Genomic DNA, 14477 nt, shown 5'->3' on the forward strand with positions numbered 1-14477 from the left:
ATATTACCTCACTACAGCAAAGCGGCGTACCATTACCTGCTTCCCATTATTTATTTGCATCAAATACCAACCTACGGGCAGCTTGTTTACATTGATTTGGTATTGGCTGGTATTGACTGTTTTTTGGGTATAAAACTTTCCCTGCATATCGTACACTTTAAGTTGGTACTCAAATCCACGGGCATTGGCTATATTTATATATTGACTCGTAATGTTGGGGTACAACTTCATTCCTGCAATTTGTACATTTTGCAACCCGGTAGGGTTAGCATCTTTAATTGTAAGGGTGTGGGTAGGGGTGGTGCCTATCTTAAGTCCGGTAGAAGGTTTCAATAGTTTTAGGGTCAGCATTTCGTTAGGTTCTACCGGGGCGTCTGCCTTTATCACCACCGAAATGTTGTGGGTGGTTTTGGTAGGCGAAAAACTCAATACTACTGGAGTAAATGCATAATCTTCGCCCAGCGTAGCCGTGGTTTGTCCTGCGTCTATATTCAGCTCTACCAAATAAGTTTTGGTGGGGGTGGGCGATACTTTCACTACCGTATTGTATACCAGGTCGGCTGTGCGATCTTCGCTAATGGTGCCCTCCGCCTGGGTAAAAAACACCAAGGGTTGGTTCACGTTCTGAGCATCTTTAATCGTGAGCGTGTGGGTTCCGTTGGCACCCACCGAAGCAGTGCCCTTGAGGTTGGTCAATATAAACTTTACTTCCTCGTCGTTTTCGTTGGCAGCACCGTCTGCTTTTACCTTTACTTCAAGGCTTTGGGTAGTTTGGCTGGGGCTAAAAGTAAGCGTGGTAGTGCTTAGCTCGTAGTCGTTGGCGGTAGCCGTAGTAGCTTTGCTGTCTATAGCCACTTGTAGTGTTACTGTACCCGTTGGCGCCGGGCTTATAGACAATTGGGTAGTATAGATTACATCGGTATCTGGGTTTTCTTGTTGGCTACCAGTGGTGTTGTCAAAGGTAATGATGGGGGTGTTGGCTGGTGGGTTATCTTTGATCGTAAGTGTGTGGGTAGCCTGGGTGCCCAAGGCGGTGCCACTGGCGTTGTTTAATAACTTTAGCTTGACTGTTTCGTCGGCTTCGGCATCAGTGTCGTGTTGAATAGTAACACTTACATTTTGACTGGTAGTAGTTGGACTAAAACTAAGCGTGGCATTGCTAAAACTATAGTCGCTTGCCTGGGCAGTGGTACCCGTTGCGTCTAACTGAAGGTCTACCGTTACAGTGCCCGTAGGGGCAGGGTTAATACTTACCTGGGTGGTGTAAGTGACAGCTACACCATTGCCCTCTTGTTTGCTGCCCGTCAATTGGGCAAACTGAATGGTAGGCACTGCCGGTGGGGTATCTTGAATAGTGAGTGTATGGGTTTTGTTGGTACCAATGTCGCCCGTTGAGATGTTGGTCAGCTTCAGTTGAACAGTTTCTTCGTTTTCTACCTCGCCATCGTTTTTTACAATAACACTCACCGTTTGTGTAGTAGTGCTGGCGTTAAAAGCAAGGGTTTGAGGCGTAAAACCATAGTCAGCAGTTTGGGCAGTAGTACCTGTAGGGTCTAGTTGTACCTCAATAGTCACCGTGCCCGTAGGTGTTGGCGAAATTTCTACCTGGGTAGTATAAGTTACCTCGCCCGAAGCACCCTCCGCTTGTGTGCCCGAAGTGGCTTTGAACTGAACGCTGGGAGTAGGAGCAGCCAAACCCCAGGCGATAGCCACTGTATTGGGGTAGTCAACGTAAGGGTTGCGGTTACCTTGGGCTGTTTCAATGTCCTGGTTTCTTTTGCGTTCGGCATCATCTACCGGATCGTCCAGGTGCCATTGATAAAGCGTATGAATGTCGCCCAGTTTACCGATGTTTCCGGCAATGGTAGGGTACATTGTATAGAAATAAAAAGCCGCCCTTGCCACATTGCCTTTGTGGTCTTCGCGCGGTTCAAACGAGCTGCCAGTCTTACGTTTGCTCGATGCATCTACATTGGCAGGAGCCGAGTTAGCATCGTTGTAGTTAGTGCCATTGCTGTAGTACCAGGTATTGGTTTGGGCTACCGACAACTCGGCAAATTGTAGGCTGCCACGGGCGCTGTTGGCGTCTTTGTGGGTAGGAAAAAGATGGTGGATGTCGGCGCGGGGAACAGATGATCGGCTAAAAAAACTTTGGGGAATGGTGTGTTCAGCATTGATGGGGTCAAGAAAGGTAACGTTGGCTCCGTTTTGTTGATAACCAGTGTATACACAAGTTACTTTTCCGTTGATATTGTCAATAGTGCCATACATTTTGATTCGGGCACCGTCGTAACCCAGTGAGGAATGTTTACTGTCATACCAGTTGGCTTTGTACCAGCTTCGCAAACTGTTTCCTGACAGGTTGCCCGGAGGGGCGGTTTGTGCAACTAATAAATGACCAATAAATAATAACAGGCAAGAAATAATCAGCTTTTTCATTCTATAAATTTTGTGCAACAATAGCCTAAGTGCTTTTGAGGCGACAAATATCAGGATTTATACCTGTATTATGCGTACAAATACCCAGTGGTAATAATTATTTAATTGAAAATGTTAAAATGTAACATGCGGCAGCTTGTTTTTTCTGGGTATAGTACAATTTTATAGCGTGTTGTTGGTGGGTATTGGCAAGTCTTGGAGCCTAATCTTAACCTTTTAGGCTGATTTTTAAACAAAAATTTCCGCCTCTGGCAGTGTCTCCACGCCCGATCGAAACTTGCCTTTGGGTGCTTACTTCAAAAAACCTTTGGTTTTCATATAAGCTTTAATGTCGCGGCTGTACATATAAATAGGAAAGCGCAGGAGTTGGTGACCAAAACCAAAATCTATGGCACGCTGGTCAGTGTCAAGTTCAAACCGCCAACGGTACCGCCTCGAAGTAAGGTAGCAAAAGCCTACCCTAAACAAACCCACAGAACTACAATGGCGGTAAAACTGAATGTGGGCAAGTTCGTGTCCTATAATACCCACTTGTTCGTCGAAGGTACGGTTGAGCATATAGGGCGTATTGGTGCGCATCACAATTTTGTATTGTCGCCCTTTGCGAAAGCGAAAAAACAAGTCTAAAAAACCCATTGCCGGACGTGCTGCAATGGGTAATTGTACCTTTTTACGGTAAATAAATTGAATGCGTGCCCGGTATAAATCGGGGTAATGAGAAATGGCAAGCAAAGTCTGTAGCTCAAACTCTTGAGGTATTTTTTTGCGGTGTCCACATAGTTTACGCAGGCTATCTATTTTTGAAGCATATTTTTCCTGGGTGTATATTTCATTGGGATAAGTTTCGGGCGAATACTGGGCATTGGCTTTGCCTGCTATGCTGCCCCAAAGCAAGATCACTAAACAAACTCTGTTCATCTTGTATATTATTTTTTTGTCACACCAATATCTAAGAACCTAAAGCTCCACCTATGCAGGGCTCTCAACTATGGCAGCTTATCTTCTTTAATTTTTTTCAAGGTTTCGCTAATCTGCCCATAAGGCTGGTAACCTCTGCCAATCAAGTAGCCTTGCTCGCCTACTATCACCACTACACTGGGGTAACCTTTGATGCCCAACTCGTGTACCATCTGGAATTCGGCAAAAGTTTGTTTGCGGTATGCCTCATCAGCAAACTTTTGGGTAAACTCATCACGCGCTACCCCATACTTGTCGGCAAGGGGTAAAAAAGTTTTCGGGTCATTGAGGTTCTTCCCATTTTGGTATAGGGCATTTTGTACATCATGGGCAATTTCTATGTGTTGGTCAGGGTTGGCTTCCCGCAATATGGTCAGGGCTATAGACGGAGGCTCAGAGTTGATCACATAGTCGCCTTTGTCAAGCATTTCGGTTTTAAAAGCATCGCCAAAATTTACTCCAGTGGCTTGCTCTACCCGCTCTAGAGCTCCTTCTTTCAAAAAAGTAAATTTTTCATTGATTGTACCTGCCCGGTCGCCCAATACCATGCCACCCAGGTAAGCTCTAAAGTCAAATACTTGACTATACTCATCTTTGAGTTGTTTGATTACTGGGCTAAACCCATAACACCAACCACACAAAGGGTCGAGAATATACATTACTTGAGGTTTTTTCATGTGTTGCTATATTTCAGTTCAAAAACGAGGGTATAATTTCAGGGTTGCGCATTTCAAGGCTTTATCCAAAAAAGTGTGACTCGTTTGGATTCAATAAGTTGGTTGAAAGGCAATCATGACCTAAAGTTAAGTTTTATCATTCAAACCTCCTTATTTTTTGAGGCATTTTTATTCATCGATTAAACTAATGCGATGCCCCATTGATTAAAGGCAATGGGTGAGCGGTAAGCCGTTTGTAGCAGGTTGGCGAAATGTCGCTAAATGCACGAAATATCGTATAAAAAAGTAAGGTCGTACAGAGGAAATAAAGTAAATAATAAAAAATATTTAAATTTTAAATACTGATATACAGTTAGTTAAGTAAAATGTTTTTGCTCAAAGTATTTTTGGTATTTGGTTTGAATAAATAGTAACCAAAGATATTTAATAAGCTTTGTGGTTAGGAAACAAAAAAAAGACTCTATTGTGTAGAGTCTTTTTTTTATATCTATAAAACAGAGCAAATAATTAAAACCGCATACCTATAATGAGCACATCGTCGGTTTGTGACTGATCGCCTTTCCAATCTTCAAACTCTTTTTTCAAGATGGCTTTCTGCTCCGCCATAGGCAAAGGGCTGATGTCAAGCAAAAACTTACGAAAACGTTTAGACAAATACTTGGAGTTGTTAGGCCCACCAAATTGGTCTTGAAAGCCATCAGAAAACATGTAGAAAGCATCTCCGGCTTGATAAGGTACTCTGTGGGAGTCAAATTTTTTGTTTTTGATTTGTGCCCCACCTATGGGGTATTTAGAGCCTTTGATGACGTGCATTTCACCATCACGCACCAAGTATAGCGGGCTTTTGGCGCCAGCAAATTCTACCCGTTTATTTTCTTCATCTATCACTAACAAAGCCATGTCCATTCCTTCGTTTGAGCGTCCGCCAGCCTCTTGTTTCAGGTATTTTTTAATGGTACGGTCAAGCTTGTCTAAAATTCGTCGTGGCTTGGTTATTTTGTCTTCCAATACAATGGCGTTGAGCGAGTCATTGCCAATCAGGGTCATAAAAGCTCCCGGTACCCCGTGTCCGGTGCAGTCTACAGCTGCTATTACATATTTGGTATCTTCAAACCCTTTAAATACCGACTGTAACCCTTCTTCGGTTTGTTGGATTGCATAAAATGGTTCGGGAACGGTTTCAGAAAACCAGTAAAAGTCACCACTTACAATGTCGCGGGGCTCAAAGAAAATAAAAGCATCTTTAAAGTAATTGACAATTTCTTCTTGCTCTGGCAAAATGGCTTGTTGGATACGCCGGGCATAACGAATACTGGCGTGCGTTTTTTTGTAAGCAGCTTCTACCTGATCGGTTTTTTGTTGAATTTCTTTCAAAAACTGGGCTTTCGAAAAAGCCGATACCGCGTGCTCTTGAAAACGTCCTAATTTTTTGATTTCGGCAGCTTCTATCTCTAAAGGTTTCGAGAAACTGTCAAAAATCATGACGCCTTCTACTGTTTGAGGGTTTCCTATATTAATTGCCATCACCAATGAGCTAAGTGGGCGATAGTTGGGCATGAGCAAGGTGTCGTGTTGTGAAGGGGATAATTTGTAAAAGCCTTCTGCCAACACTTTTCCCTTTGAATAATATTTGATTACCTCTGCATAATCGAGTGTTTCTTGTGTCAAGTCTTCATCACTGTAGCCCGACGAAGCCAACAGTTTAAAGTTTCCCTGTTGCGAGCTGTAATCCAAAAATATCCCCTTTTCTACATTAGGCATCAAAGCCATTGCTTGCTCAAGCAATACTTTCAGTACTTTTTCAAGCTTTACTTCCTGGTTAATCGTTCTTACTACCTTATCCATAGTAGTAAGTTCTTCGGCCTTGGTCTGAATTTCTTTGGTTCTGTCCTGAATCTTCTTTTCCAATTCTTCATTACGTTTTTGCAAGCGAATAACCCGCAAATAATAAAATAAGAACCCAAGCGAGATCACCGACAAAACCATTAACACCAAAAACCACCGGGTTTGGTAAAAATAAGGTTCTATATAAAAAGCAATTTTTGCCCCTTCTTTGTTCCACAGTCCGTCACTGTTGGTAGCCCTTACCCTAAAAGTATACCAGCCTGGCGCCAGGTTGTTGTAATAAGCTTCTCTTTTGTTGCCCACATTAATCCATTCATCTTCATACCCTTCCAGCTTTATTTCAAACATTACCTTGTTGGGTGCCAACAGGCTCAAACCCGCGTAGTGTAGCTCAAACTTACTGGTGCCGGGCGGAAACGTCAGGCTTTCGTGTATTTCGTAAGTTTTGTTGTCTGCCTTTACCTTATTGATCACCACGGGAGGCTTCATTTGATTAAGCCTGATGTTATAAGGATTGATCACCGCCACTCCGGCAGTAGTAGGGTACCACAAATGCCCGTTGCGGTCGCGGCAAACCGAAGGCTGCGAGGTAGCAGCACAGTCGCTGCTTTTCATACCATCATCTTCGCGGTAAATAGTACATTTTACCTTTTTTATCTTGCCATCAAAAAAGTCTTCCAGTTCTTTTTTCTTTACCCAAAACACCCCATTGCTGCACGACATCCACACCCGTTGCCAATCGTCTTCGGTAATAGAATGAATGGCATCATTTGCCAAACCATCGTGTACTGTAATGCTCTGAACTTTATTGTTTTTAATTCGGGTAAGCCCACCTCTGGTGCCCACCCAAATACTGCCTTGTTTGTCTTCGTACAAAGAAAAGATCAAGTCGCTATTCAAACCCTCATTGGTGTTGTATATGGTTACTTTGCCATTAGGACTAATACAGTTGAGTCCTCCACCATCGGTACCTGCCCATACATTGCCTTTGTGGTCTTCTAATACAGGTAAAATAGAATTTTCTGAAAGTCCTCTTCGGGTAGAGTAGTTGTTAAATTTGCCATTTTTATATCGGCTCAATCCAGTACGTGTACCTATCCACAGTACACCATTTTTGCCTTTGGCAATAGATCTGATAACATTGCCTGCCAAACCCTCCACCGTAGAAAACTGCTTTATTTTAGGAATGGTATCTTCTTCGTTTTCAAAAGACAATACATTGATGCCCCCACCATAAGTACCTACCCATATATTTCCCTGGTCGTCTTCCTGAACAGTCCTTATGTAATTGTTGGATAAACCTTCTGCTTTGCCAAAAGTCCTGAATTTGCCCCCTTTAAAGTAGCTCACGCCTTGGCTTACGGTACCAATCCAGATTTTGCCATCTTTAGCTTCCATTACACAGTTAATGGTGTTGTCGGGCAAACCCTCAGTTTCGCCATAGTTGTTAAACTTTCCATCACGTAGCCTGTTGAGCCCACCCCGGTTCAACCCTATCCAAAGACTCCCTTCTCGGTCTTCATATATTGCCCGCACACTATTGGCCGACAACCCCTCACGTACTGTAAAATGCGTAAAACGAGGGTTTTCAGAAAGGAACTCAGTTTCAGTAAGCCGATTAACCCCTCCACTTTGAGTACCTATCCACAAAGTGCCAAAATGATCTTGTACCAAACACGTAATGTACTTATCATTCAGTCCCTCTTTCAGGTGAAAATTGTCTTGCTTTTGGGTGTTGGTGTTCCAGCGAATTAAATCGGCGTGGGTGCCTATCCATATTTGCCCGTGCCCATCTTCCAGCAAACTGGTCACATTGCGGCTAAAGAGTAATATCTTGTTGTTATAATCAGTAAATTCGTTGTTTTGGTAGCTACACACTCCTTGGTTGGTGCCTATCCAGAGGGTATTGTCTTTGGCAATATAAAGCGTGTTGATTCGGTTAGAGGGTAGGCCGTCTTTGCGATAATAATTGGTAAACTTGCCATTTTTATACTTAGAGAGTCCCCGGCGAGTACCTATCCACAAAGTGCTATCGGCGCTTTCTACCAGCGCAGTAATGGCATCGTGCGACAAACCATTGGCTTTGGTATAGGTAGTAAATTTGCCATCTTTCATTTTGGTAAGCCCCCCATTGTTGGTGCCAAACCAAAGGTTTTTCTTTGTGTCTTCGTATACTACCAAAGCACCACTGGTACGCAGGGCTTTTACGTTGCTGGTATTGTATATGGTAAATTCTACTCCGTCAAAGCGTGCAATGCCTTCATAGCTTGCCAGCCAAATATAGCCATTGTGGCCTTGAGTAATAGAAAAAATGCTGTTTTGAGGAAGTCCCTGAGGCTTTTGCCAAATATCGCATTGATACTGAGAGATGGCTTTTTGGGGAAGCAAGCCGTATTTTTGAGCAGGCACTTTTTGAGCAAAAGACACCGAAGCCCACAATACTTGTACAATAACACCTATCTTTCGTAAATAATCCTTCATAGTAACTTCCTGAGAAACAATTACCTAATTATTCCTTTTTGTATGCAAACTACTGCCATAATTAATTTGGTAATTTAACAAAATATATGCAAAGTTATATGGTTCGGTCAAAGTAGTGAAATAAAAATGCTATTAGATTTTAGATTAAGGCTTTATTTACGTTTTTGATGGTACTATTTGTATATTTTTTTCTTGCTGAAAGCTACCACAGTCTCAAGTCCTTAGATGCCGATGTATATCGTTGGAGTGCACAACAAATCCTTAGATGCCGATACATATCGGTGCTCCAAGTTGAAGCTGCTCTTCAAGTTTCTACTGTTTTATATCCCCCTGGTTTTTAGTAGTTTATAAAATATGTGGATGGAAGTCTTTTAGCTTTAGGCTGTTCTTCAAGCACGTTATCAATTTTATAGTCTGACATATTTGACTGCTCCCCATTTTCCGCCTAGAAATTTGAGTTCAACGCCTCGTGTTTTTGATTTCCCCCATTTTTCCCTAAACTTACTTTTAAAAGCTAAACGTTATGGGAATATTTGTATCCCTTCCACTAACCCCATGTTTCAGGCTCCTTTTTGTTTCTCTAGCTTTGTATCAAAAAGATATGAGTAAAGAAAATGTTTGGTTTGATCGAGTTGTGGGAGCAAAGTGGTCAAACCAAACCTGTTTTTTGTGCTGCTCAGGGCATCAGCCTGGCCAATTTTGGCTACTGGCGTACCAAGTGGCTTGCTTTAAATAGCTCTGAGGCACACACACTTTCATCCTTTGTTACTATCGAGCCAGTACCTGCTTCACCAGAAACCACCAGAGCGTATGCCATTGTACGGTGTCTGCCTTTGTTTACCTTCTTTGGATTTGTCAATTTTACCTCAATTGCTCAGGTGGGATGTTTAACTTTCACTCAGATTACCAAGAGGGTAAATGCTGCCAATGCTACCCAGGTAGCGCTGATGAAGCGACTCCTTGGGGAAAAACGTTTGCAGGCCGCGCTCAAAAAAGGGGGTGAAATTACCCTCAAAGGAGCCGAAGCCATCAAAGGTTACGACATTGTGCTCAATACCGCAGCGGGTACCGCCCAAAAAATGGCCAAAACAATGGAAGACAACCTGGCGGGGGATGTCACCAAGGCAAAGTCGGCTTTTAGCGGGTTGATGATTGAAATCGGTGACCGCTTTGATCCTTTCCTGCGCCGGATGACCCAATCAATGACAGAAGTGCTGAGCAACCTGGACGAAAACTTCGGGCAGTACTATAAAACCCTCAGCGATGCTTTTGCACCTTTACGTAAGGCCTTTGGGCAGTTCAAACGCGATTTGTTGGGGGCAAAGGGCAGCCTGAGCGAATTTGGCAATGCTTCGCTGGGCGTAAAAGAGGTGGTGCAGGGCATTGCCCAGGCAGTCAGCTTTGTCTCGCCTTTTATTGCGACCGTGCTTACTAATATCTCAGGTTTGATCAACCGCCTGGCCGCTACCTTTGCCCCCATGAAAGATCGTCTTCAGCAACTATTGGGTGGGCTGCGCACCAACCTGCTGATGGTCAGCCAGGATGTATGGAACATTGCGGGCAACCTGATTGGGGCACTATCACCCTTGATTGAGGTAGTGCTCAACGTGGCAAATACCATTATGAACAACTTTGGCCAGATCTGGAAAACCATTACCGGGGTAGTAAATATGGTTTTGCCTTTTGTCTATCAGCTTGCCGATTCGTTTCGGGCAAACGTAGATGTAGGGGGCTTGTTGGGGAATGTCATGGGAGGAGTCACGGCAGTGATCAATGGTTTGCGCCCAGTGCTTCGGGTGATTTTACGTCTGCTCACTCCTTTGGGCAAACTCTTTTTGTGGATTGGGGGCATTTTGCTCAAAGTGGTAGGGGTTGCCTTTGAAGGTTTGGGTAACATTGTGGGCAAAGTCTTTGGTGGCATAGGCGATTTGTTCAATTGGTTGATTGACAAGTTTAGCTGGGTGTTCAACAAGATAAAACAAGGGCTGCGCCTGATTGGGGTGATGTCGAAAGAAGCAGACAGCGTGAGTCAAAAACAAAAGGATAAAATCCAGCAAGATAAAAAGCCAAAGCCTAAAACTCCCGCCGAAGAACAACAGGAAAAGGAAGAAAAAGAGCGCAAAAAACGCCTCAAAAAACTACAGGATGAGATAGACCAGTTCAACGAAGACCGCAAGAAAAAAACGGTGGGTACGATGACTGGTGCGGCTTTCAACACCTTGATTACCCCCACTAAACAATCTGGTAAGACCACCACGGCAACCCCGGAGAGCAGCGGTGGGGCAAGCACCACCAGTGCGAGTGGCATGAACAAAATCACAGGAGGAGGCAGCAAACAGGTCAATATCAATATTACCATTGGCAATATTATCGGGATGAATGTAGACAGCATCAACAACCTGGATGCCAAAGGTCAGGAGGTGCAACAATCAGCCGATTTTATTGTACAGGAGATTGTGCGCAAGATCAATGGGGCGATGATGGTGCAGGAGGGGTAGGGTTTTGATATTTTAATCTTCATATATTGTTCTCTAAAACCACATTACAATTGCTCGTAGAAATTAGGCACGCATCGCAGATGCGCACCAGTGAGGTAGAATCCCAAGTTTATTTATTTCTTTCATACCATCCCCCATTCATATTTTGATTAAATTTATGCCAAGGCTTACCAAGGTAATGTAAAAAATATACACACCATTTATTAATAGTTTCTGTCAAAGAAGAAGATTCGCTAATTCCCTGAATATAATTATCAAACTGCTCAGACAAGCTAGAAAAATCTGTAGGTTCAATTTCACCATTTTCCTCGCTTAAAAGCTTTATTTCCCGTTCTTGAAAGGCCTTTTCAAGCTCTACAGTAAACAAGTCAGAATACAAAATTACCTTACCTTTGTGAGAAGAGATAGATTTAATCTGTATAATGCTATTGCTAAATAAGCATCTTACTCTACTAAAAGTAACAAAACTTTCATCTTTTTCTCCTACATCAAAATAAAAATAGACATGGTTGAAATCCCTTTCAGAAGGATAAAATAAATCCCAACATGGAACACGTAGTGAAGAATCATAAAACTTTGTTTGTTTATAGCTACCTCCTATTTTATCAGCGAACTGAATATAATCCCCAACAGTTATTAATGTATTTTGAAGTTGGATTTGCTCTTTCATTTCTCCTTTAAGTTCACCATCCCAACAAACCTCTTCTTCATCGAAAAGAGCTTTTTCTTCGTCTAACTTGCCAGAATAACCTTCCATTTCTTCCAATAAAGTACTGAGACTTTCAACCAGGTTCATACTCCTATTTTGCTTATAGGAATAATGATCTAATTGCTCAATCCATGTACTATATTCAATATTAATTTGATGCACTTTATTTAGGTACAAACTAACTTGCTCCTCAAAACCTTTATCATTCTTACCTGATAGGTATCCTTTAATAAAGGAGGCATAGTTATTTTTATCTCTTTGTGGGAGTTGATAATCTACCCACATCAAGTTTTCAATATCTTTTTTATACGAAGTCATGTCTTACATAAAAAAATAAATGCCGTATGCTCCCTTGGATAAGATTATATAAATTTGAAAATCAATGATTTATTCGTCATACATTAAAAAAAGACAGTCTAATATTCAAAGTGTCCCAACCTTAGTTGATGGCTTTGCCTCAAAGAAAAAACATCATTGATGGCTTAATTAACTTTTGGTATATTGACTACGAACTTTTTTGATCAAGGTATTTATAGAATCTTCGGGCTAAATCATTTAAGTATGGCTTCCCTTCAACGCTTTCTATCATAAAATGAGGCAGGGAAGATATTCCATACTTTCCACTCAGTATACCTGTGCAAATAGAAGCAATAGAGTCTACATCGCCACCCATCAAAATAGCATTTTTTAAGCCTTCAAACGCAGATTTAGAGTGTTTTAATAAGTAAAGCACACAAGCAGATGTATGGTAAGCATCAGAAGGCAAGCCTTTAATTCCTGCTAAAAACTTTGGTGGCTCTATTGGCTGTGGACCACATAACACTATATAGTCTTGTTCTGTTAATTCACTAGGAGGGGGTAAGCTCTCTACTTGAAAAATAAGATTAAAAGTGTCGCTATCTATGTCTTTGATAAACTCAGCACAATAAAAAATGATGTCCTCCTGCTTTCTTTTCTGAACTAGCAAGTACTGAGTGGCCCTTGCTACAATAATACTTGCAGCAATTGCTTTGGAGTGAGGGTGTGTAGCATTAGCATTGATAATAGCATAATCATTAATCAAATGATCTTTTATAAAACCAATAGGCAATGCTCTTGTTGCAGGCGCATTGCCAGGAAACCTCCTTTTTTGTTGAAACCTTCTTACTTCATCGATGGTTTTTTCTCCGCTATATACCCAGCTTATGGAACCATGACCAGCTCTGGTATATCCTTTTACATTGCCTCCTTCTTCATATTCTTTTTTCCAAAATTTTACAAGTAACTCTTCAATAAATGGTTGTTCAGAGATTAAAGCTTTAATTAGCCCAATAGTCATTTCTGTATCATCAGTATATTCCCAATCATGATAATTTTGAATATCTGTATGTAAGGCTTGGACACTACTCCTTACGTTTACAAAAGAAGAAAAGTCAATATTTTCTCGAATCCAATTTCTATCCTGAAACTCTACACCTGCCCCAAATGCATCTCCAATAGCAAAACCTAACAATATATCTTGTAAATTCATATCAGTAATTCCCCATTAACTCTATTCTAAGCCGAGTCAATATTTCCCCTAAAAAATTTTTTCCCAACCAAGTGTTTCTTTGAAGAGCCTTGCTATTCAATTGAGATAGACCAATGCCCCATTTCTCATCATTCTTGTCGCTCAGTACAATTGTTTTCCCTTCAGTAGAAAACAATACATCCTTTAAATACTCATTTTGCAAAAACTGTTGTTGATAAGCAAAACTTATATGTTGCCCAAGATACATGTTATGCCAAGTAACTTTATCATAGTTTTTTACTTGAAGGCTTAATTGATAAATCTCTTTTTGGCTGTCTGATTTTAAAATTCCTTTTTCAATGCCTCTATCCAGAAACAAACGAGCTTTATGATGAGCAATATACTGAATAACAGAGTTATATGTTATGCCCTGGATAATAAACTTAGCCTTATACAAAGTTGAAAAAGGCGAGTCAGACGATGAAAAAAAATAAAACTTTTCATCAATTTTCATATAGTTTATCAAAGTTTTTACACTTTCAGGAACTTCAGCATATTTGTTCAAAATGCGATGTTTTCTATATTTTTCAACATATTCATACTCACTTTCCAAATTCATTCCATCATTCCACCTACCTGCTGCTCCCCACTTCAAAATATACAGCTGCTGTGCATCTTTTTCTTTTTGAGTTAGGCTTTGTTCTGTGTCTTCTGCTTGGCTCATTTGTTTCTCCATCGAAAAATCTGCGTATTGAAGAGATTGTTCATCAGTCATTTTATCAAATATATCATGCCAAGCTGTTGATTGTTCACTGGCCATCTTATAAAGAATCTCTAAAATTTCTTTTGTAAAAATATTAGGTAAACTTTCATACTTTAACGATTCCATAACTATTAATAATTTCGTAAAGATTTAGTAGTCTCCTCCAAAAGTACTTCCATCCAAGGTGTACCATCTAAATCCACTTTTGGTTTACCATTTTCTAAGATTGGTCTAGGTCGAGAAAGTACCTTAAAATATCCTTCTTCTAGCAACACTTCCTGTTGTATTTGTATAGCAGGGTTGGCATTAGCATGTTTAATAGGTCCCAGTGGTGTTCCCCAGTCAGATAAATTGTCAATATCCACACCATTTTGTTGATTAATTTCTACTTTAGAGTCGTTGCAATGAAACGGGAACAGGACAGAGATAAGCCCAGCTAATCAAAGGCAAATAAACCCATACCAATTAATAGGCAGTACATACACTCTACTGAGGAATTTCCATAAAACCAGCAAGATTCATCATTAGATAGTCAGTTATGACAATATACCAAGTAGTGGAAGTGTAAATATATTGATCTCTTAATAAATATAAATTTGCTCCTCGCAATACTAATAAG

At 41.1% G+C, this 14477-nt stretch carries 9 protein-coding genes; 1 reads left to right on the forward strand and 8 read right to left on the reverse strand.

Features of this window, described 5'->3' with window-relative positions:
- Positions 1 to 3: 3 nt before the first annotated feature.
- From M23134_RS39230 to M23134_RS31630, 4 genes are all read right to left on the reverse strand, one after another.
- Complete coding sequence (locus tag M23134_RS39230; protein WP_053337430.1) at positions 4 to 2439, reverse strand: endonuclease; 2436 nt, start codon at positions 2437 to 2439, stop codon at positions 4 to 6.
- A 291-nt stretch (positions 2440 to 2730) separates the two neighbouring features.
- Entirely contained in the window at positions 2731 to 3357 is a 627-nt protein-coding gene (locus M23134_RS31620) for a hypothetical protein (RefSeq protein ID WP_045114731.1), read from the reverse strand.
- A 68-nt stretch (positions 3358 to 3425) separates the two neighbouring features.
- Complete coding sequence (locus tag M23134_RS31625) at positions 3426 to 4073, reverse strand: DsbA family protein (protein ID WP_002703659.1); 648 nt, start codon at positions 4071 to 4073, stop codon at positions 3426 to 3428.
- 507 nt (positions 4074 to 4580) lie between these two features.
- Positions 4581 to 8399 carry a two-component regulator propeller domain-containing protein gene (locus M23134_RS31630; RefSeq protein WP_002703661.1) on the reverse strand — a complete coding sequence of 1273 codons (3819 nt, stop codon included), beginning with the start codon at positions 8397 to 8399 and terminating at the stop codon, positions 4581 to 4583.
- Positions 8400 to 9013: 614 nt separating this feature from the next.
- Here M23134_RS31630 and M23134_RS31635 point away from each other — a divergent pair.
- On the forward strand, positions 9014 to 10897 hold the full coding sequence (locus M23134_RS31635) for a phage tail tape measure protein (protein ID WP_002703662.1): 1884 nt from the start codon (positions 9014 to 9016) through the stop codon (positions 10895 to 10897).
- A gap of 109 nt (positions 10898 to 11006) precedes the next feature.
- On the opposite strand, the gene M23134_RS31640 is transcribed toward M23134_RS31635, so the two are convergent.
- The 4 genes from M23134_RS31640 to M23134_RS31655 form a co-directional block, all read right to left on the reverse strand.
- Positions 11007 to 11924 carry a hypothetical protein gene (locus M23134_RS31640; RefSeq protein WP_002703663.1) on the reverse strand — a complete coding sequence of 306 codons (918 nt, stop codon included), beginning with the start codon at positions 11922 to 11924 and terminating at the stop codon, positions 11007 to 11009.
- A 187-nt stretch (positions 11925 to 12111) separates the two neighbouring features.
- The gene (locus M23134_RS31645; RefSeq protein ID WP_002703664.1) at positions 12112 to 13116 is read right to left on the reverse strand and encodes an ADP-ribosylglycohydrolase family protein; all 1005 of its coding nucleotides are present in this window, start codon (positions 13114 to 13116) and stop codon (positions 12112 to 12114) included.
- A gap of 1 nt (position 13117) precedes the next feature.
- Positions 13118 to 13984: an NADAR family protein gene (locus tag M23134_RS40670; protein WP_002703665.1), complete on the reverse strand. Its 867-nt coding sequence runs from the start codon at positions 13982 to 13984 to the stop codon at positions 13118 to 13120.
- Between the two features lie 5 nt (positions 13985 to 13989).
- Complete coding sequence (locus M23134_RS31655) at positions 13990 to 14223, reverse strand: hypothetical protein (RefSeq protein ID WP_045114732.1); 234 nt, start codon at positions 14221 to 14223, stop codon at positions 13990 to 13992.
- Positions 14224 to 14477: the final 254 nt, after the last annotated feature.

This window comes from Microscilla marina ATCC 23134 (assembly GCF_000169175.1).
In the GTDB taxonomy this organism is placed as follows: Bacteria; Bacteroidota; Bacteroidia; order Cytophagales; family Microscillaceae; genus Microscilla; species Microscilla marina.